This window comes from Geodermatophilus saharensis (assembly GCF_900188205.1).
In the GTDB taxonomy this organism is placed as follows: Bacteria; Actinomycetota; Actinomycetes; order Mycobacteriales; family Geodermatophilaceae; genus Geodermatophilus; species Geodermatophilus saharensis.
Genome location: NZ_FZOH01000006.1, coordinates 230,681 through 250,256, shown reverse-complemented (window position 1 = coordinate 250,256; position 19,576 = coordinate 230,681). Strand labels below are relative to the sequence as shown.

General features: G+C 74.1%; 15 protein-coding genes. 12 read left to right on the top strand and 3 right to left on the bottom strand.

The window, feature by feature from the left end; all coding sequences use genetic code 11:
• Positions 1-6: 6 nt before the first annotated feature.
• From CHC04_RS16185 to holA, 4 genes are all read left to right on the top strand, one after another.
• Entirely contained in the window at positions 7-951 is a 945-nt protein-coding gene (locus CHC04_RS16185; RefSeq protein WP_089404958.1) for a carbohydrate ABC transporter permease, read from the top strand.
• A 5-nt stretch (positions 952-956) separates the two neighbouring features.
• On the top strand, positions 957-1,862 hold the full coding sequence (locus CHC04_RS16180) for a carbohydrate ABC transporter permease (RefSeq protein WP_217897402.1): 906 nt from the start codon (positions 957-959) through the stop codon (positions 1,860-1,862).
• Entirely contained in the window at positions 1,859-3,892 is a 2,034-nt protein-coding gene (locus CHC04_RS16175; protein ID WP_089404957.1) for a beta-galactosidase, read from the top strand. The genes CHC04_RS16180 and CHC04_RS16175 overlap by 4 nt, the downstream gene beginning before the upstream one ends.
• Positions 3,893-3,956: 64 nt before the next feature.
• Complete coding sequence (gene holA / locus CHC04_RS16170) at positions 3,957-4,961, top strand: DNA polymerase III subunit delta (protein ID WP_089404956.1); 1,005 nt, start codon at positions 3,957-3,959, stop codon at positions 4,959-4,961.
• A 75-nt stretch (positions 4,962-5,036) separates the two neighbouring features.
• On the opposite strand, the gene rpsT is transcribed toward holA, so the two are convergent.
• Positions 5,037-5,297 (bottom strand): 30S ribosomal protein S20, encoded by a 261-nt coding sequence (gene rpsT / locus CHC04_RS16165; protein WP_089404955.1) that lies wholly within the window; start codon positions 5,295-5,297, stop codon positions 5,037-5,039.
• Between the two features lie 179 nt (positions 5,298-5,476).
• Between rpsT and lepA the strand changes: the two genes are divergently transcribed.
• From lepA to CHC04_RS16135, 6 genes are all read left to right on the top strand, one after another.
• Positions 5,477-7,306, top strand: coding sequence for a translation elongation factor 4 (lepA, locus tag CHC04_RS16160; protein WP_089404954.1), 1,830 nt, complete (start codon positions 5,477-5,479; stop codon positions 7,304-7,306).
• On the top strand, positions 7,303-7,956 hold the full coding sequence (locus CHC04_RS16155) for an MOSC domain-containing protein (RefSeq protein WP_089404953.1): 654 nt from the start codon (positions 7,303-7,305) through the stop codon (positions 7,954-7,956). The genes lepA and CHC04_RS16155 overlap by 4 nt, the downstream gene beginning before the upstream one ends.
• Positions 7,957-8,018: 62 nt before the next feature.
• Positions 8,019-8,714 (top strand): LppX_LprAFG lipoprotein, encoded by a 696-nt coding sequence (locus CHC04_RS16150; protein ID WP_089404952.1) that lies wholly within the window; start codon positions 8,019-8,021, stop codon positions 8,712-8,714.
• Positions 8,683-10,413: an MFS transporter gene (locus CHC04_RS16145; RefSeq protein WP_089404951.1), complete on the top strand. Its 1,731-nt coding sequence runs from the start codon at positions 8,683-8,685 to the stop codon at positions 10,411-10,413. The genes CHC04_RS16150 and CHC04_RS16145 overlap by 32 nt, the downstream gene beginning before the upstream one ends.
• Positions 10,414-10,522: 109 nt before the next feature.
• Entirely contained in the window at positions 10,523-11,644 is a 1,122-nt protein-coding gene (locus CHC04_RS16140; protein WP_089402914.1) for an ABC transporter ATP-binding protein, read from the top strand.
• A gap of 112 nt (positions 11,645-11,756) precedes the next feature.
• Entirely contained in the window at positions 11,757-12,395 is a 639-nt protein-coding gene (locus tag CHC04_RS16135) for a hypothetical protein (protein ID WP_217897401.1), read from the top strand.
• A gap of 28 nt (positions 12,396-12,423) precedes the next feature.
• On the opposite strand, the gene ileS is transcribed toward CHC04_RS16135, so the two are convergent.
• On the bottom strand, positions 12,424-15,567 hold the full coding sequence (ileS, locus tag CHC04_RS16130; protein ID WP_089404949.1) for an isoleucine--tRNA ligase: 3,144 nt from the start codon (positions 15,565-15,567) through the stop codon (positions 12,424-12,426).
• Between the two features lie 98 nt (positions 15,568-15,665).
• On the opposite strand from ileS, the gene CHC04_RS16125 reads away from it, so the two are divergent.
• A complete protein-coding gene (locus CHC04_RS16125) occupies positions 15,666-17,177 on the top strand; it encodes a potassium/proton antiporter (protein WP_089404948.1) in 1,512 nt (503 codons plus the stop codon).
• A gap of 109 nt (positions 17,178-17,286) precedes the next feature.
• Here CHC04_RS16125 and mqo read toward each other — a convergent pair whose 3' ends face one another.
• On the bottom strand, positions 17,287-18,780 hold the full coding sequence (gene mqo, locus CHC04_RS16120; protein WP_089404947.1) for a malate dehydrogenase (quinone): 1,494 nt from the start codon (positions 18,778-18,780) through the stop codon (positions 17,287-17,289).
• A gap of 55 nt (positions 18,781-18,835) precedes the next feature.
• Here mqo and lspA point away from each other — a divergent pair, with 55 nt between their 5' ends.
• Positions 18,836-19,570, top strand: a complete 735-nt coding sequence (gene lspA, locus CHC04_RS16115) for a signal peptidase II (RefSeq protein WP_245817311.1) — start codon at positions 18,836-18,838, stop codon at positions 19,568-19,570.
• Positions 19,571-19,576 lie beyond the last annotated feature (6 nt).

Genomic DNA, 19,576 nt, shown 5'->3' with positions numbered 1-19,576 from the left:
CCTGTCATGACCGCCGTCGCTCCGCCGACCACGCCGTCCTCCCCTGCCGCCGCGCCGCGGCGGCAGGGGAGGACGGCGGTCCGCTCCCGGGCCTGGATCTGGTTCACCCTCCCGTTCCTGGTCCCGTTCGTCCTCTTCTACCTGCTGCCCATCGGGTACGCGATCGGCCAGAGCCTCACCAAGACCGAGCGCACCGGCGGGATCTTCGGCGAGACCACCACCACGTTCGCGGGGCTCGAGCAGTACTCCCGGGTGGTCACCGACCCGGCCTTCCTCAACGGCGTCGGGCGGGTCCTGCTCTTCGGCGTCGTGCAGGTGCCGGTGATGCTCGGCTTCGCCCTGCTGCTGGCCCTGCTGCTCGACTCGGCGGTCGCGCGCCTGAAGCGCACCTTCCGGATCGTCTACTTCCTGCCCTACGGCATCCCCGGCGTCATCGCCGCGCTGATGTGGGCGTTCCTCTACAGCCCGCAGCTGAGCCCCATCGTGGGCCTGCTCCAGGACGGCGGGCTCGACGTCGAGTTCCTCGGCTCGGGCACCATCCTGTGGTCGATCGCCAACGTGGTGACCTGGACCTACACCGGCTACAACATGCTGATCATCTTCGCGGCGATGCAGGCGATCCCGCAGTCGGTCTACGAGGCGGCCAAGGTCGACGGCGCGGGCGGCCTGCGCACCGCGTGGTCCATCAAGATCCCGCTCGTGCTGCCCGCACTGGTCCTCACCGGGGTCTTCTCGATCATCGGCACGCTGCAGCTGTTCACCGAGCCGATCGTCTTCCGGGCCATCTCGACCAACGTGACGTCGAGCTACACCCCCAACCTGCTCGCCTACACCACGGCGAGTGCCAACAACTACCCGCTGGCCGCCGCCATGTCGGTCGTGCTGGCCGTGGCGACCTTCATCCTCTCCTTCGCGTTCCTGCGGGCGACCTCGAGGCGGTCGGGACTGTGAGCACCGTGGCACCCGTCCAGGGCGAGCAGAGCGGCACCCCGTCGCGGTCGCGGCTGGCGCGCCGGGGGGCGACCCAGGAGTCCCCGCTCTCGGTCGCGGTGGCGATGATCGTCCTGATCGGCGCGGCCGTGTACTTCCTGCTGCCGGTCTACTGGCTGGTCGTCAACTCGACCAAGTCCCAGCCGGACCTGATCAACAGCAACGGCTTCTGGTTCGCCGACTGGAACCTCGGGCAGAACCTGTCGGAGCTGTTCTCCCGGGACGGCGGTGTCTTCCTGCGCTGGGCGCTCAACAGCCTGCTCTACGCGGGGCTCGGCGCGGCGGTCGGCACCCTGCTGGCCGCGATGGCCGGCTACGCCCTGGCCAAGTACGAGTTCCGCGGCCGCGAACTGCTGTTCTCGATCGTCCTCGGCGGGGTCCTGGTGCCGGCGACCGCGCTGGCGCTGCCGCTGTTCCTGCTCTTCGCGCGGGTGGACCTCACCAACACCTTCTGGGCGGTGTTCCTCCCCAGCATCGTCAGCCCGTTCGGCGTGTACCTGTCGCGCATCTTCGCCGCCGCCTCGGTGCCCGACGAGCTGATCGACGCCGCCCGGCTCGACGGTGCCAGCGAGTGGCGGATCTTCTCCACCATCGCCGCCCGGCTGATGAGCCCGGCGCTGGTGACGATCTTCCTGTTCCAGTTCGTCGTGATCTGGAACAACTTCCTGCTCCCGCTGATCATGTTGCGCAACAGCTCGCTGTGGCCGATCACCTTCGGACTGTTCTCCTGGCAGTCCCAGGTGTCGCGCGACCCGCAGCTGCAGATCCTCACCGTCACCGGTTCACTGGTGTCGGTGATCCCCCTCATCATCACGTTCCTCGTGCTGCAGCGGTACTGGCGGGCCGGCCTGGCCGCGGGGTCGGACAGGTGAGCCGCTGGCCCACCGACTCCATCTCCTTCGGCGGGGACTACAACCCCGAGCAGTGGCCGCGCGAGGTCTGGGCCGAGGACGTCGCCCTCATGCGGGAGGCCGGCGTCGACCTGGTCACCGTCGGGGTGTTCAGCTGGGCCCTGCTCGAGCCCGAGCCCGGCCGGTTCGACACCGGCTGGCTCGACGAGGTCCTCGACCTGCTGCACGACGGCGGGATCCGGGTCGACCTCGCCACCGCCACCGCGTCGGCGCCGCCGTGGCTGGCGCGGCTGCACCCCGAGGTGCTGCCCGTCGCCGAGGACGGCACCCGCTTCGCCATCGGCGGGCGGCAGACGTGGTGCCCGTCCTCACCGGTCTTCCGGGAGCGCTCGCTGGCCCTGGTGGAGCACCTGGCCCGCCACTACGCCCAGCACCCGGCGCTGGCCATGTGGCACGTCAACAACGAGCTCGGCTGCCACAACGCGCACTGCTACTGCGACGTGTCGGCCGAGGCCTTCCGCGGCTGGCTGCAGCGCCGCTACGGCAGCGGCGCCGACGGGCTCGCCGCGCTCAACGAGGCCTGGGGTACCGCCTTCTGGAGCCAGCGCTACGGCGACTGGGCCGAGGTGGGCGTGCCGCGGCGGACGACGGCCACCGGCAACCCCACGCAGCGGCTGGACTACCTGCGCTTCTCCTCCGACGAGCTGCTCGACCAGTACCGCGCCGAGGCCGAGGTGCTGCGACGGGTCACCCCGGACGTGCCGGTCACCACCAACTTCATGGTGACCAGCCACCAGTGGGCCATGGACTACGGCACCTGGGCCCCCACCCAGGACGTGGTGTCCAACGACCACTACCTCGACCACCGGCTGCCCGACCCCCACGCGGAGATGTCCTTCTGCGCCGACCTCACCCGCGGGCTGGCCGGCGGCGGGCGCTGGCTGCTCATGGAGCACTCGACCTCCGCGGTCAACTGGCAGCCGGTCAACGTCGCCAAGCGGCCGGGGGAGGCGGTCCGCGACAGCCTCGTGCACGTCGCCCGCGGCGCCGAGGGCATCTGCTTCTTCCAGTGGCGGGCCAGCCGGGCCGGCGCGGAGAAGCACCACTCGGGCCTGGTGCCGCACGCCGGCACCGACTCGCGCACCTGGCGGGAGATGACGGAGCTCGGCCGCGCCCTGCGCAGCCTCGACGAGGTCCGCGGCACCCGGGTGCAGGCCGATGTGGCGCAGGTCTTCGACCACCAGGCCTGGTGGTCCAACGACGCCCCCTCCCGGCCCACCGAGCTGCTGCACTACCTCGACGCCGGCCGCGCGGTGCACCGCGTACTGCGCGCGGCGGGCGTCACCAGCGACGTCGTCCCCGTCGCCGGCGACGACCTCGCCGGGCGGCTGGCCGCACACCGCGTGGTCGTCGTCCCGACCCTGCACCTGTGCACCGACGCCACCGCCGAGGCGATCGCCGCCGCGGGCGCCGCGGGCGCCTCCGTCGTCGTCACGTGCTCCTCGGGCATCGTCGACGAGCACGAGCACGTCCGGCTCGGCGGCTACCCGGGCGCCTTCCGCGACCTGCTCGGCGTGCGGATGACCGAGGTCCTGCCGCTGCTGCCCGGTGAGGAGCTCGAGCTCGAGCACGGCTGGCGGGGAACGGTCTGGTCCGAGGAGGGCACGGTCGACGACGACGTCGAGGTCGTGGCCCGCGCGCTCAGCGGGCCGGTGCCGGGCCAGCCGGGGGTCACCCGCCGCCCGCTGCCCGGCGGGGGTGTGGCCTGGTACGTCGCCACCCAGCTCGACGACGCCTCCTGGGACGCGCTGCTGCGCCGGGTGCTCGAGGAGGCCGGCGTCGCGCCGGTCGCCGCCGTGCCGCCCGGCGTGGAGGTGGTCCGCCGGGTCTCCGACGACGGCGCGCGCTCCTACCTGTTCTGCCTCGACCACACCGGGCAGGAGCAGCGCGTGCCGGCCCGCGGTACCGAGCTGCTCACCGGCCGGGCGGTCGACGGCGAGGTGCTCGTGCCCGCCCGGGGCGCCGCCGTGGTGCGCGAGGACGCCGGCTGACGGCCTGACCCGACGTCCCGGCCGGTAGCGCCGGGGCGTCGGCGGGGCGTGACACCATGCCCGTGTGGCCGCAGCACCCCCCGCCCCGACCTCCCGCCTGCGGGCCGTCGTCGGCGAGGAGGAGCTGCTGCGCTCCCGTGCCGTCGCCGCCGTGCGGGCCGCCGTCCTGGAGCGGCACCCGCAGGCCGAGCTGCACGAGCTGACCGCCCTCGGCCTGCCGGTCGGCCAGCTGGCCGACGTCCTGGCCCCCTCGCTGTTCGGCGAGCACCGCCTCGTCGTCGTCGCGGGCGTGCAGGAGGCGGCCGGCGCCCTGGTCGACGCGCTGACCGCCTACTGCGCCGACCCCGACCCCGACCTCACGCTGGTGGTCGTCCACCACGGTGGCAAGCGCAACGAGGCGCTGCTGAAGACCCTCACCGCCGCCGGGGCGGCCGTCGACGAGTGCCCGAAGATCTCCTCGGCCGGCGACCGGGCGGCGTTCGTCCGCAACGAGGTCCGCGCGGCCGGTGGCCGCATCACCCCCGACGCGGTCGGCGCGCTGGTCGACGCCGTCGGCGGCGACCTGCGGGCGCTGTCGTCGGCGGCCACCCAGCTGGTGGCCGACGTCGGCGGCACGGTCGACGCCGACGCCGTCGCGCGGTTCCACCGCGGGCAGGCCGAGGTCAGCGGCTTCACCGTCGCCGAGCGGGTGCTCGTGGGTGACCGGCAGGGGTCGATCGAGATGCTGCGGTGGGCGCTCGAGCGCGGGGTCGCGCACGTGCTCGTCGCCGACGCGATCGCCGACGGCATCCGCACCGCGGCCAGGGTCACCTCGCTCAACACCTCCAACACCGGCGAGCTGGCCCGGGCGCTGAAGCTGCCGCCGTGGAAGGTCAAGAAGGCGCAGACCCAGGCGCGGGGCTGGAGCATCGACGGGCTGCAGCAGGCGATCGGCGTGGCCGCCGAGCTCAACGCCGACGTCAAGGGCGTGGCCGCCAGCGCCGACTACGCGCTCGAGCGCGCGATCCGCCGCATCGTCGACATCCGCGCCACCACCGGCCGCGACTCCCGCGCGCGCAGCCGGTACTGACCGCGACCGGTCAGGACCCGCAGACGCGGACGAGCCCCGTCCCCCACGGGGGACGGGGCTCGCCGGGAGCGCAGCTCAGAGGCTGGTCAGCTGCTTGGCCATGCCCGACTTGCGGTTGGCCGCCTGGTTCTTGTGGATGATCCCCTTGCTGGCGGCCTTGTCGAGCGCCTTGCCGGCCCGCTGCAGCGCGGTGGTCGCGGCCTCGGTGTCGCCGGCGGCAGCGGCCTCGCGGAAGCGGCGGACGGCCGTCTTCAGGGCGGACTTGACGGCGACGTTGCGCTGCCGCGCCTTCTCGTTCGTCTTGTTCCGCTTGATCTGGGACTTGATGTTCGCCACGCGTGAGCCTCGGTGTCTCGCAGGAGGGAAAGGGTCTGTCGGTGCGTCCGGACGGCAGGCGTCAGCGGACCGGCCTGCCAGGTTACCAGCGTCGGCGTCCGGGTCCCACCCCGGCCGGTCGAGGCCCTCCGGGCACGGTGCTCCGCGACCCCGGCCGGTCGTGGGACCATGGCAGCACTGTGACGACTCCCGCTGCCACCGATCCCGCCCGGATCCGGAACTTCTGCATCATCGCCCACATCGACCACGGCAAGTCGACGCTGGCCGACCGGATGCTCGAGGTCACCGGGATCATCGAGGCACGGCAGATGCGCGCCCAGTACCTCGACCGCATGGACATCGAGCGCGAGCGCGGCATCACCATCAAGGCGCAGAACGTGCGCCTGCCGTGGAGGGTCGGGGACAGCGAGTACGTCCTCGACATGATCGACACCCCGGGCCACGTCGACTTCACCTACGAGGTGTCCCGGTCGCTGGCCGCCTGCGAGGGCGCGGTCCTGCTGGTCGACGCCGCGCAGGGCATCGAGGCGCAGACCTTGGCCAACCTCTACCTGGCCCTGGAGAACGACCTCACGATCATCCCGGTCCTCAACAAGATCGACCTGCCGGCCGCGCAGCCGGAGCGCTACGCCGCCGAGATCGCGCACATCATCGGCTGCGACCCCGAGGACGTGCTGCGGGTCAGCGGCAAGACCGGCGAGGGCGTGCCCGAGCTGCTCGACGCCATCGTCGCCCAGATCCCCGCGCCGGAGGGCGACGCCGACGCCCCCGCCCGGGCGATGATCTTCGACAGCGTCTACGACATCTACCGCGGCGTCATCACCTACGTCCGCGTCGTCGACGGGCGGATCGCCAGCCGCGAGCGGATCAAGATGATGTCGACCGGCGCCACCCACGAGCTGCTCGAGATCGGCGTCATCTCACCCGAGCCCAAGCCGGTCGACGGCCTCGGCGTCGGCGAGGTCGGCTACTTCATCACCGGCGTGAAGGACGTCCGCCAGTCCCGCGTCGGTGACACCGTCACGCTGCAGCACCGCCCGGCCGCCGAGCCCATCGGCGGGTACAGCGACCCCAAGCCGATGGTCTACTCCGGCCTCTACCCGATCGACGGCAGCGAGTACCCGCTGCTGCGCGAGGCCCTGGACAAGCTGCTGCTCAACGACGCGGCGCTGACCTACGAGCCGGAGACCTCCGCGGCGCTGGGCTTCGGCTTCCGCGTCGGCTTCCTCGGCCTGCTGCACCTGGAGATCGTCCGCGAGCGCCTGGAGCGCGAGGCCGGCATCAGCCTCATCTCCACCGCGCCCAACGTCGTCTACCGGGTGGTGATGGAGGACGGCACCGAGCACACCGTCACCAACCCCAGCGACTGGCCCGAGGGCAAGATCGACCGGGTCTACGAGCCGATCGTCAACGCCACGATCATCGCGCCGAGCGAGTACACCGGCGCGATCATGGAGCTGTGCCAGAGCCGGCGCGGCCAGCTCGGCGGCATGGACTACCTGAGCGAGTCCCGCGTCGAGCTGCGCTACACGCTGCCGCTCGGCGAGATCATCTTCGACTTCTTCGACGCCCTGAAGTCGCGCACCCGCGGGTACGCCAGCCTCGACTACGCCGAGGCCGGCGAGCAGGAGTCCTCGCTGGTCAAGGTCGACATCCTGCTGCAGGGCGAGCCGGTCGACGCGTTCAGCGCGATCGTGCACAAGGACAAGGCGTACAGCTACGGCGTGATGATGGCCGGCAAGCTGCGCGAGCTCATCCCGCGGCAGCAGTTCGAGGTGCCCATCCAGGCCGCCGTCGGCTCCCGGGTGATCGCCCGCGAGACCGTCCGCGCCATCCGCAAGGACGTCCTCGCCAAGTGCTACGGCGGTGACATCACCCGCAAGCGGAAGCTGCTGGAGAAGCAGAAGGAGGGCAAGAAGCGGATGAAGATGGTCGGCCGCGTCGAGGTCCCCCAGGAGGCGTTCGTCGCCGCGCTGTCCACCAGCGAGCCCTCCGCCGCGAAGAAGTGACCCCGCGGCTGCTGGCCGTCTGCGTCTCCGGTCCCGACCTCCTCCCGCTGCCCGGGCGCCGGCCCGACCGCAGCGGCATCGACAAGCGACCGGTCGCAGGCCGGGTCGCCGTCGGCGAGCTGGGGCTCGACGGCGACGTCCAGGCCAACCGCAAGCACCACGGCGGGGAGGGGCAGGCGGTCTACGCCTTCGCCGAGGAGGACGCCGGGTTCTGGGCCGCCGAGCTCGACCGCGACCTGCCGCCGGGCCGGTTCGGGGAGAACCTGCGGACGGTGGGGCTGGACCTGACCCACGCCGAGATCGGCGAGCGCTGGCGGGTCGGGACGGCGCTGGTCGAGGTGACCGCGCCGCGCACGCCGTGCGCCACCTTCGCCCGGTTCTGGGACGTGCCCGACCTGATCAAGCGGTTCACCGCACGGGGGGCCACCGGTGCCTACCTGCGGGTGCTGGAGACCGGCGACGTCGGCGCCGGCGACGAGGTCAGCGTCGTCCACCGGCCGGGCCACGGCGTCACCACCGGCCTGGCCTTCCGCGCGCTGACCACCCAGCCCTACCGGATCCCCCAGCTCGAGCCGGCGCTCGCGGCGTTCCCGGTGAAGGCGCAGGCCAAGCTCGCCGGGCGGATCGCCCGCGCCGCCGCGCGGACCTGAGCCGCCGGGCGCGCTACCGTGCCCGCGCCGGGCGGACCGGCACGGACGGGGAGGACGGTCGGATGCTGCGCCGCGCTGCCGCACTGGGTGCCGTGCTCGTGGTCGCGCTCGCCGGCTGCGGGGGCGGGGGCGGGGAGCCCGAGGAGTCCGCCGCCGACCTGCTCGCCCGCGCCAAGACGACGCTCGACGGGACCGAGTCCCTGCACTTCGTGCTGACCAGCGAGGGCGCGCCGACCACCGGCACCGCACTGACCGGCGGGGAGGGCGACGTCCTGCGCCCGGCGTCGTTCGAGGGCACCCTGCAGGTCCTCGCGGCGGGGGCCTCGCTCGACCTCGCCGTCGTCTCCGTCGACGGCACCGTGTACGCCCAGCTGCCGTTCACCAGCGGCTTCAGCGTCGTCGACCCCGCGCAGTTCGGCTTCGGCGACCCCGGCGCGCTGCTCGACCCCGACACCGGCATCTCACAGTTCCTGGCGCAGGCCGAGTCCGCCGAGCTGGGGGAGGAGCGGCGGGTCGACGGCGAGGTGGTGCGCGAGGTGACCGCCGAGCTGCCCGGGGACCTGGTCGAGCAGGTGCTCACCAGCGCCGACCCCGCCCAGCCGGTGGACGCCCGCTTCTCCGTGGCCACCGACAGCGGCCAGCTGCGCCGCGCCGAGCTCACCGGCCCGTTCTACGCCGCCGACCAGGACGCCACCTTCACCATCGAGTTCTCCGACCCCGGCGCCGATGTCGAGATCACCGCACCGCCTGTCGACTGACCCGCCGACCCGCGCCGCCCCGGGGCTGCCGCTGGTCGTCCTGGCGACCCTGGCGGTGCTGGTCACCGCGGCCGACACCTACGTCGTCGTCCTGGCCCTGCCCGACATCCTCACCGGGGTCGGCGTCGGCATCGACGAGCTGCAGCGGGCCACGCCGATCATCGGGGGCTTCCTGCTCGGCTACACCGCCACGTTGCCGCTGCTGGGCCGCCTGGCCGACCTGCGCGGGCGGGTGCCGGTGCTCGCCGGCTGCCTGCTGCTGTTCGCCCTCGGCTCGCTGCTCACCGCGACGGCGACCGGCCTCGTCCCCGCCGTCGCCGGGCGCGGCCTGCAGGGGGTCGGCGCCGGCGGGCTGGTGCCGGCGACGCTCGCGCTGGTGGCCGACCGCTGGCCGCCCGAACGCCGGGCGGTGCCGCTCGGGGTGGTCGGCGCGGTGCAGGAGGCCGGCGCCGTGCTCGGCCCGCTGGCCGGTGCCGCGGTGCTCGCCGTCGCCGACTGGCGCGCGGTGTTCTGGCTCAACCTGCTGCTCGGGCTCGTCCTCGCCGCCGGGGTGGTCGTCACCGGCGGCCGGCGGCCGGACCCGCTGGGGCTGGCGCTGCTCGCCGTCGCCGGCGCCGCGGCGGGCCTGCAGCTCGCCGAGCCGCCGGCGCTGGCCGAGGACGTCACCCTCGGCCTGGCCTGGGTGCCGCTGCTCGACGGCGCGAGCGCGACGACGCCGCTGGTGCTGCTCGCCGTCGTCGCCGCCGGAGCGCTGGTCGCCCGCAGCCTCACCGCGCCGGCCGGTGCGGTGCTGCCGCTGCGCGGGGTGCCGCGGCTGCTGCGCGAGGTCGACGTCGCCGGCTCACTGCTCGCCGTCGTCGCGCTCGGCGCGCTGGTGTGGGCGTTCGCCGCGGCCGACCCCGCCACCGAGGTGGTCGCGCACGGCGCGGTGCTGCTGCCGGTGGCCGCCGCGGCCGCCGTCGCGTTCTGGCTGCACGAGCGGCGCACGCCCGACCCCGTGCTGCCGCTGTCCGAGCTGCGCCCGGCCGGCGCCTGGGGCGCGCTGCTGGTCAACCTGCTCGTCGGGGTGGCGCTGGTGGCCGCGCTGGTCGACGTGCCGCTGTTCGCCCGGGCGACGACGACGCCCGGCGACCAGCTCGGCGCCGCACTGGTGCTGCTGCGGCTGCTGGTCGCGGTGCCCGTGGGCGCGGTGGCCGGCGGGTGGCTGTGCCGCCGGGTCCCCCCGCGGCTGGTCGCGGCCGCCGGCACGGCGCTGGCCGCGCTGGCGCTGTGGGCGATGACCGGCTGGGGTGAGACCTCGCTGGACCGGTGGACGTCGACCGTCGTGCTGCTCGCCGCGGGTCTGGGGTTCGGCCTGGCGATCGCGCCGGTCAACGCGGTGCTCCTGGCGGTGACCGGCCCGGCGGTGCACGGCAGCGCCGGCGCGCTCGCCGTCGTCGCGCGCACCGTCGGCATGCTCGTCGGGCTGTCGCTGCTGACCGCCGTGGCGCTGCGCCGCTTCACCGCGGAGGTCGAGGCCATCGGCTCGCCGCTGACGCTGTGCCCCACCTCGCCCGCGGACTGCCCGGCGTACGACGCCGCCGCCGACGCCGCCGTGCTCACCCAGCTGCACACCGTCTTCGCCGGTGCCGCGGTCGCCGCCGGGCTGGCCGCCGTCGCGGCGCTGGTGCTGCTGCGGGAGGATCACACCACGCGCTGACCCGGTCCCGTGACGATCACGGATCGAGACCGAAGCGGACCGGACCGTGGCGTGGCGCAGCGGCTCGTGTCACAGTTCGCCGAACGTCCGGGCTCAGGAAGGACCACCCATGGCCGCCATCACCTACGACCACGCCACCTTGACCTATCCGGGGGCCTCCGCGCCGTCGGTCAGCGGGCTGGACCTCGACGTCGCCGACGGGGAGTTCCTGGTGCTGGTCGGCCCGTCGGGGAGTGGGAAGTCCACCGCGCTGCGGATGCTGGCCGGGTTGGAGGAGGTGACCGAGGGGTCGATCCGGATCGGCGACCGCGACGTCACCCACCTGCCGCCCAAGGAACGCGACATCGCGATGGTGTTCCAGAACTACGCCCTGTATCCGCACATGACGGTGGCGGACAACATGGGCTTCGCGTTGAAGATCGCCGGGATGAAGAAGGACCAGATCCGCTCCCGGGTGGAGGAGGCGGCCAAGGTGCTCGACCTCACTCCGTATCTGGACCGCAAGCCCAAGGCGCTGTCGGGTGGGCAGCGGCAGCGGGTGGCGATGGGCCGGGCGATCGTGCGCCAGCCGCAGGCGTTCTTGATGGACGAGCCGTTGAGCAACCTGGACGCCAAGCTGCGGGTGCAGACCCGCACGGAGATCGCGGCGTTGCAGCGGCGGCTGGGCATCACCACCGTCTACGTCACCCACGACCAGGTCGAGGCGATGACGATGGGCGATCGGGTGGCGGTGCTCAAGGACGGGCTGCTGCAGCAGGTCGACACCCCGCGCAACCTCTATGACAAGCCGGTCAACGAGTTCGTGGCCGGGTTCATCGGCTCGCCGGCGATGAACCTGGTGACCGTGGAGCTGGCCGAGGGGGGAGCGCGGCTGGGCGGGTCGACGGTGCCGCTGCCGCGTACCGCGGTGGCCGCGCTGGGCAGTGAGGGTGCGCGCACGGCGACGCTGGGGTTCCGCCCGGAGTCGGTGGAGCTGGTCGGCGCCGGGGAGGGGTTCCCGGTGGAGGTGGTGGTGGTCGAGGAGCTGGGCTCGGATGCCTACGCCTACGGCAACCTGCACGCCGCCGACGCCGGCGGGGCGGCCGGAGGTGAGGACAAGCTGTTGACCCTGCGGGTGGATGCGCGCAAGCCGCCGGCCAAGGGTGAGGTGGTGCACGTGGCGATCCGCCCGGGAGAGGCGCACGTGTTCTCCCCGGAGTCGGGGCTGCGGGTCTCCCAGGACGAGCGCTGACCCCCCGACACTGAGCACGGGTGAGAGGGCCCCCGGACACCGCCCGGGGGCCCTCCGCCGTTCCCGGTCGGGCACGTCCCACCGGGCCGGGAGCGCGGCTACAGTGCGCGCCGTGGTCCTCGCCGCCGCCCTGCTGGTGCTCGTGGGCGTCGGCCTGTTCGTCCTCGGCGTCATGACCGCCGTCACCGCCTGGTACTGGGCCTGCGTCGGCGCCTGCGCCCTGGCCACCGCGCTGCTCGTCGCCGCCCGGCTGCGCGCGCCGGCCGAGGCCGGTGTCCCCGCCCCACGGGCGGACGAACGCCCGGCGGCGGAACCGGCCCGACCGCCGGCACAGCGGCCCGAGCCGGCCGCCGCGGCCGACGGGGAGGAGCCCGCCGCCGCCCGGCCGGGAGCGGGCAGCCGCGCGCGACCCCGGCCCTCCGCCGCCCCCGCGACGACCGGGCCGCAGCCGGTCGCGGCACCGGCCGGCAAGCGCGGCCGGGGAGGCGCCGGACCGGAGGCCGACCCGCCGGAGGAGGACGAGGAGGTCACCGACCTGCTGCTGGTGGTCGACCTCGACGACGAGGTGCTCGTCGTCGACGAGCACCCCCGCTACCACCTCGCCGACTGCGCCTGGCTGGCCGGCCGGGAGACGGTCCCGCTGCCGGTGCGCGAGGCACGCGCCGACGGGTTCACCGCCTGCGCCCGGTGCGGCCCCGACGCCCACCTCGCCCACCGCGAGCGCGCCCGCCGGGCCGCCCGCCGGGGCTGAGGTCCGCCGGGCGGCCCGGCCGGCGCGCTCAGCCGGTGGCGCGGGCGAGCCAGAACCGCGACCCCGACGGACCCTCCACCCCGGCACCCTCACCGGCCGCGCCGGCGTGCACCCGGGTGGCGAGGACCTCGCCGGCCACCTGGTCGCCGTGCTCGGCGAGCGCCTCGCCGATCGGACCCTCCGCGGTCCACCACAGCTCGATGCGGTCGCTCACCGACAGGCCGGCGTTCTTGCGCGCCTCCTGCACCAGCCGCACGACCTCGCGGACCATCCCGGCCCGCTCCAGCTCCGGCGTCATGGTCAGGTCGAGGGCCACGCTGATCCCGCCGCCGCTGGCCACCGTCCAGCCCTCGCGCGGGGTCTCGGTGACGACCAGGTCGCCGTCCTCGAGCGGCACCGGCTGCCCGTCGACGTCGACCGCCGCCGTGCCGGCCCGGTAGGCGGCCACCAGCGCGGCCGGGTCGGCGGCGGCGACGGCCCGGGCCACCGCCTGCACCTGCCGGCCCAGCCGGCGGCCGACGGCGCGGAAGTCGACCTTCACGCTCACGTCGACCAGGTCGCCGCCGACCGACGACAGCTCGGCCAGCTCGGCGACGTTGAGCTCGTCGGCGACCTCGGCGACCAGGTCGCGGTCCAGCGACGCCCAGCCGGGGGCGGCGACCAGCGCGCGGGCCAGCGGCTGGCGGGTGCGCACCTTCGCCGAGGTGCGCGCCGCCCGGCCCAGCTCCACCAGCCGGCGCACCAGGTCGACCTGCGCGACCAGCTGCGGGTCGCGGGCGTCCTCGTCGACGGCGGGCCAGGACGCCAGGTGCACCGAGTCCGGCGCGCCGTCCCCGAGCCCTGGACGGACCACCCGGGACCACACCTCCTCGGTGACGAAGGGGGTGAACGGCGCCATCAGCCGGGTCAGCCCGTCGACCACCTCGTGCAGCGTGCCCAGCGCCGAGGGGTCGCCGTCCCAGAACCGGCGCCGCGAGCGGCGCACGTACCAGTTCGACAGGTCGTCGACGAACTGCGCCAGCAGCCGGCCGGCGCCCTGGGTGTCGAAGCCCTCCAGCGCGTCGGTGACACCCTCGGTGACCGCGGCCAGCTGCGCCAGCGCCCAACGGTCGAGCAGCGGCCGCTGCGCGCGCGGCGGGGCGGGGGAGACGGCGGGGTCCCAGCCGTTGGTCTCGGCGTAGAGGGTGAGGAAGCTGGCGGTGTTCCAGTAGGTCAGCAGGACCTTGCGGACCACCTCCGACAGCGTCTCGTGGCCGACCCGGCGGGCTGCCCACGGCGAGCCGCCGGCCAGCATGAACCAGCGGACGGCGTCGGCGCCGTGCCGGTCCATCAGCGGGATCGGCTCGAGGATGTTGCCCAGGTGCTTGCTCATCTTGCGGCCGTCCTCGGCGAGGATGTGGCCCAGGCACAGCACGTTCTCGTAGGAGCTGCGGCCGAACACCAGCGTCCCGACGGCCATGAGCGTGTAGAACCAGCCGCGGGTCTGGTCGATGGCCTCGGCGATGAACTGCGCCGGGTAGGCCGCCTCGAACCGCTCCCGGTTGCGGTGCGGGGCGCCCCACTGCGCGAAGGGCATCGAGCCGGAGTCGTACCAGGCGTCGATGACCTGCCGGACCCGCCGGTAGGTGCCCTCCTCGCCGGGGCGGGTGAAGGTCACCTCGTCGATGAAGGGCCGGTGCGGGTCGAGGCCGGCCAGGTCGCGCCCGGTGAGCTCGGACAGCTCGGCCAGCGAGCCGACGGCGACCAGCCGGGTGGGGTCGGCGTCGTTGCGCCAGATGGGCAGCGGGGTGCCCCAGAACCGGTCGCGCGAGAGCGCCCAGTCGACGTTGTTGTTCAGCCAGTCGCCGTAGCGGCCCCACTGGATCGTCTCGGGGTGCCAGTGGGTCTTCTCGTTCTCGGCGAGCAGCTGGTCCTTGATGGCGCTGGTGCGGATGTACCAGGACGGCTGCGCGTAGTACATCAGCGGCGTGTGGCAGCGCCAGCAGTGCGGATAGCTGTGCTCGTAGCTCTGCTCGCGCCACAGCACGCCGCGCTGCTGCAGGTCGGCGACGAGGGCGTCGTCGGCGGCCTTGAAGAACCGGCCGCCCACCAGCCCGACGTCGGGCAGGAAGTGGCCCGCGGCGTCGATCGGGTTGACCACCGGCAGGCCGTAGGCGCGGGCGACGGCGAGGTCGTCGGCGCCGAAGGCGGGGGACTGGTGCACCAGCCCGGTGCCGTCGTCGGTGGTGACGTAGTCGGCCAGGACGACGAAGTGGGTGTCCTCGCCGTCGGGGAAGTCGACCAGCTCGAACGGGCGCCGGTAGTGCACCCCCTCCCAGTCGCGGCCGGTCGTGCGGGCGAGCACCTCGGTGTCCTCGCCCACCGCCGCGGCCACCAGCGGCTCGGCGACGACGAGGACGGCGTCGTCCTTGCGCACGACCAGGTAGGGAACGTCGGGGTTGACCGCGACGGCGGTGTTGCTCGGCAGCGTCCACGGCGTCGTCGTCCAGACCAGCAGGTCGGCCCGGCCGGCCCACTCGCCGTCGGTGACCGGCAGCCGGACGTACACCGAGGGGTCGGTGATGGACTCGTAGCCCTGGGCGACCTCGTGGTCGGACAGCCCGGTGCCGCAGCGCGGGCAGTAGGGGGAGACCCGGTGGTCCTCCACGAGCAGGCCCTTGTCGAAGACCTGCTTGAGCGACCACCAGACGCTCTCGATGTAGCTCGGGTCCATCGTCCAGTAGGCCGTGGACATGTCCACCCAGTAGCCCATCCGGCGGGTGAGCTCGGTGAAGTCGGCGACGTGCCGCTCCACCGACTCGCGGCAGCGGGCGTTGAACTCCGCGATGCCGTAGCGCTCGATGTCGGGCTTGCCGGCGAAGCCGAGCTCCTGCTCGACGGCGATCTCGACGGGCAGGCCGTGGCAGTCCCAGCCGGCGCGGCGGGGCACGTGCCAGCCCTGCATGGTCTTGAAGCGGGGGAAGACGTCCTTGAACGCCCGTGCCTCGATGTGGTGGGTGCCGGGGCGGCCGTTGGCCGTCGGCGGGCCCTCGTAGAAGACCCACTGCGGCCGGCCGGCCGTGGCCTCCAGCGACCGGGCGAAGACGTCGGCGTCCTCCCAGCGGCGCAGCACGTCCTGCTCCAGCGCGGGCAGGTCGACCTGGGGCGGCAGCGCACGGAAGGGAGAGCTCACGTCCCCATTGTCCCCGAGCCGTCGAGCGCGTTCGGCCGCCGGGGCGGCGGCCGCGGCGGGCGGGTACGGGAGACTGCGCCCGTGATCGGGAGCCGGCGGTGAACGACACGGTCACCGTCGCGCTGGCCGTCGGGGCGCTGGTCGTCCTGGTCGCCGCCGTCGCGCTGCGGATCGCCGACCGGCTGGGCCTGCCCAGCCTGCTGCTCTACCTCGCGTTCGGGGTCGCGCTGGGGGAGAGCGGCCTGGGCATCGAGTTCGAGGACGTCGCGCTCACCCAGACCCTCGGCGTCGCCGCGCTCGTGGTCATCCTCGCCGAGGGCGGGCTGACCACCCGCTGGGCCGACGTCCGGCGGGCGATCGGCCCGGGGCTGTCGCTGTCGACCGTCGGCGTGGTGGTCAGCGTCGCGACGACGGCGGCGGTCGCGGTGTGGCTGCTCGGGCTGGACTGGCAGTTCGCGCTGCTGCTCGGCGCCGTCGTCAGCTCCACCGACGCCGCCGCCGTCTTCGCCAACCTCCGCCGGCTGCCGCTGCCGCGCCGGATGGTGGCGGCGCTGGAGGTGGAGAGCGGGCTCAACGACGCCCCGGTGATCCTGCTGGTGGCGGCGCTGTCGGACGCGCTCACCGGCGGCGAGGAGCACCCCTGGTGGGTGACCGCCGCCGAGGTGGTCGCCGAGCTGGCGGGGGGTGCGGTGGTCGGGCTGGTGCTGGGCGCGGGCGGCGCCTGGCTGCTGCGCCGCTCGGCGCTGCCGCTGTCGGGGTTCTACCCGCTGGCGACGCTGGCGCTGTGCGTGCTGGCCTTCGCCTCGGCCGACCTGCTGCACACCTCCGGCTTCGTCGCCGTGTACCTGTGCGGGCTGGTGCTCGGCAACGCGGCGCTGCCGCACCGGTCGGCCAGCATCGGCTTCGCCGAGGGGATGGCCACCCTCGCCCAGATCGGGCTGTTCGTGCTGCTCGGCCTACTCGTCTCGCCCGGCCGGCTGCCCGGCGTCCTCGGTTTCGCGCTGCTGGTCGGCGCGGCGCTGCTGCTGGTGGCACGGCCGTTGTCGGTGGTCGCGAGCCTGGCGTGGTTCCGCGTGCCGTGGCCGCAGCAGGTGTTCGTGTCCTGGGCGGGCCTGCGCGGCGCGGTGCCGATCGTGCTGGCCACCGTCCCGCTGACCGCGCAGGTGCCCCGCGCGACCCTCGTCTTCGACACCGTCTTCGTGCTCGTCGTCGTCTTCACCCTGGTGCAGGGGACGTCGCTGCCGTGGCTGGCCCGCCGGCTGGGCATCGCCGCGCCGGTCACCCCGCGGGAGGTCGAGGTCGAGTCGGCGCCGCTGGAGGAGCTCGACGCCGAGCTGATGCAGTTGCGGGTGCCCGAGGGCTCGCGGCTGCACGGGGTCTACCTGCCCGAGCTGCGGCTCCCCGACGACGCCGCGGTGGTGCTCATCGTCCGCGACGGCCGCTCGTTCGTGCCCGACGGCCACACCCGGCTGATGCGCGGTGACCAGGCGCTGCTGGTCTCCGCGCGCCGCTCGCGACCGGAGGCGGAGCGGCGGCTGCGGGCGGTGAGCCGGGCCGGCCGGCTGGCGACCTGGCGCGGCGAGCAGGGCTCGGCCACCGGAGCCGACTGACCCACCCCCCTCCGGTGCACTTCCGCGGACGTGCCCGGGGAGGGTCGTGCACTTCCGGGAGAGTGCCCGGGGAAGGTGTGCACTTCCGCGGAAGTGCACGGCCCCCGGGTCAGCCGTTGAGCTCCAGGGTCTGCATCGTCTCCGCGCGGACGCGGGCCAGCAGGGCGGGGTCGGAGGACAGGTCGCGCCCGTAGGACGGGATCGCCGCCTCCAGCGCCGCCCGGTTGGCCGCGACCTGCTCGGGGAAGGCCCGCTCGACGAGCGTGAGCATGGCCGAGACCGCCGTCGACGCGCCGGGGGAGGCCCCCAGCAGCCCGGCGATCGAGCCGTCGGCGCCGACGATCAGCTCGGTGCCGAACTGCAGCACGCCCCTGCCGCTCGCCGGGTCGCGCTTGATGACCTGCACCCGCTGACCGGCGGTGATCATGTCCCAGTCGGCCTGCTCGGCCAGCGGGACGAACTCCGTCAGCGTGCGGTGCCGGGCGCTGCGCGACTGCAGCAGCTCGCTGACCAGGTACTTCGTCAGCGCCAGCTCGGTGCGGGCCACGCCGAGCATCGAGCCGAGGTTGTTCGGCTTGACCGACAGCGGCAGGTCGAACACCGAGCCGGACTTGAGGAACTTCGGCGACCAGCCGGCGTAGGGCCCGAAGAGCAGCGAGTACTCGCCGTCGACCAGGCGCAGGTCCAGGTGCGGGACCGACATGGGCGGCGCGCCGACGGCGGCCTGGCCGTAGACCTTGGCCTGGTGCTTGGTCACCAGCTCCGGCGAGCGGGTGCGCAGGAACATGCCGCTGACCGGGAAGCCGCCGAAGCCGCGGATCTCGGGGATGCCGGCCTCCTGCAGCAGCGGCAGCGCGCCACCGCCGGCGCCGACGAACACGAACCGGGTGCGCACCGAGCGCTCCTCACCGGTGCGCCGGTCGGTCACGGTCACCTTCCACCGGCCGTCGCCGAGCCGGTCGAGGCCGGTGACCCGCTGGCCGGTGTGCACCTGCACGCCGCGGTCCTCGGCCTGGGTGAACAGCAGCCGGGTGAGCGAGCCGAAGTCGACGTCGGTGCCGGCGACCGAGCGGGTGGCGGCGACGACCTGCGTGCGGTCGCGGCCGTCCATCACCAGCGGCACCCAGCCGGCCAGCTCCGACGGCGAGTCGGTGTACTCGAGCCCGGCGAACAGCGGCTCGGCCGACAGCGCCGCGTGGCGGGCGCGCATGTAGGCGCGGCCCTCCTCGCCGGTGACGAAGCTGACGTGCGGGACCGGGGAGATGAACTCCTTGGGCGAGCCGGTCAGCCCGGTCCGCACCAGGTGCGACCAGAACTGGCGCGAGACCTGGAACTGCTCGTTGATGGTGCGGGCCTTGGCCGTGTCGACCCGGCCGTCGGGCCCGGCCGGGGTGTAGTTGAGCTCGCAGAGCGCCGCGTGACCGGTGCCGGCGTTGTTCCACGCGTCCGAGCTCTCCCCGGCGACCTCGGGCGCGGACTCGAAGACGGTGATCGTCCGGTCCGGTGCGACGACACCGAGCAGCGACGCCAGGGTCGCGCTCATGATGCCGCCGCCGACGAGGACCACGTCGGGGTCGGTGGCTGAACCGAGGTCGGTGGACACGACTGCCTTCCTGCCGGTGGACGTGCGCCACCTCCGACGATCGGCCGAACAGCGGGTGAACACGCACTCGGCGGGGTGTGAGATCCGCTACTCCGGCGTCCGGGCGGCCACCCGCGGGCGCCGGTCCGGGGCCGGACGACGGCCGCGCGGCGGGCCCGGTGCGCCCAGCCACCGCGGCTACCCTCGCGAGGTCGGCCCCCCACCCCAGGAGCACCCGCTGAACGACCACCCCGAGGACGCCGTCCCCGCGACGCCGGCCCGCCGGCCGCGCACGCGGCTGCTGCTCGTCCTCGCGGCGACGGTGTTCCTCGTCGACCTGGCGAGCAAGCTGCTCGTCGTCGCCACCGTCGAGCAGGGCGAGAACCTGCGCCTGCTCGGCGGGCTGGTCTACCTGACCCACGCCCGCAACACCGGCGCCGCGTTCTCCTTCGCCGAGGGCTTCACCGTGGTGTTCACCCTCATCGCCGTCGCGGTGGCGGTGGTGATCGTGCGGACGGCGCGGCGGCTGTTCTCCACCGGCTGGGCGGTGGCGCTGGGCCTGGTCCTCGGCGGCGCGGTCGGCAACCTGGTCGACCGGGTCTTCCGGGACCCCGGCTTCCTGCGCGGCGGCGTCGTCGACTTCGTGTCGGTGTTCGCGCCGGACGGGGAGGTCTACCCGATCTTCAACGTCGCCGACTCGGCGATCGTCTGCGGCGGCGTGCTCGGCGCCTACCTGGCGCTGCGCGGCGTGGAGTTCGACGGCACGCGCGGCCGGGACGACTCCGGGACCGACGCCGTCTCCCGCGGCTGACCTCCG

What these genes read in the sequence shown, in the direction of transcription:
- CHC04_RS16185 (WP_089404958.1), top strand. Translation starts at nt 7, where the DNA reads ATGACCGCCGTCGCTCCGCCGACCACGCCGTCCTCCCCTGCCGCCGCG.
- CHC04_RS16150 (WP_089404952.1), top strand. Translation starts at nt 8,019, where the DNA reads ATGCTGCGCCGCGCTGCCGCACTGGGTGCCGTGCTCGTGGTCGCGCTC.
- CHC04_RS16145 (WP_089404951.1), top strand. Translation starts at nt 8,683, where the DNA reads ATGTCGAGATCACCGCACCGCCTGTCGACTGACCCGCCGACCCGCGCC.
- CHC04_RS16140 (WP_089402914.1), top strand. Translation starts at nt 10,523, where the DNA reads ATGGCCGCCATCACCTACGACCACGCCACCTTGACCTATCCGGGGGCC.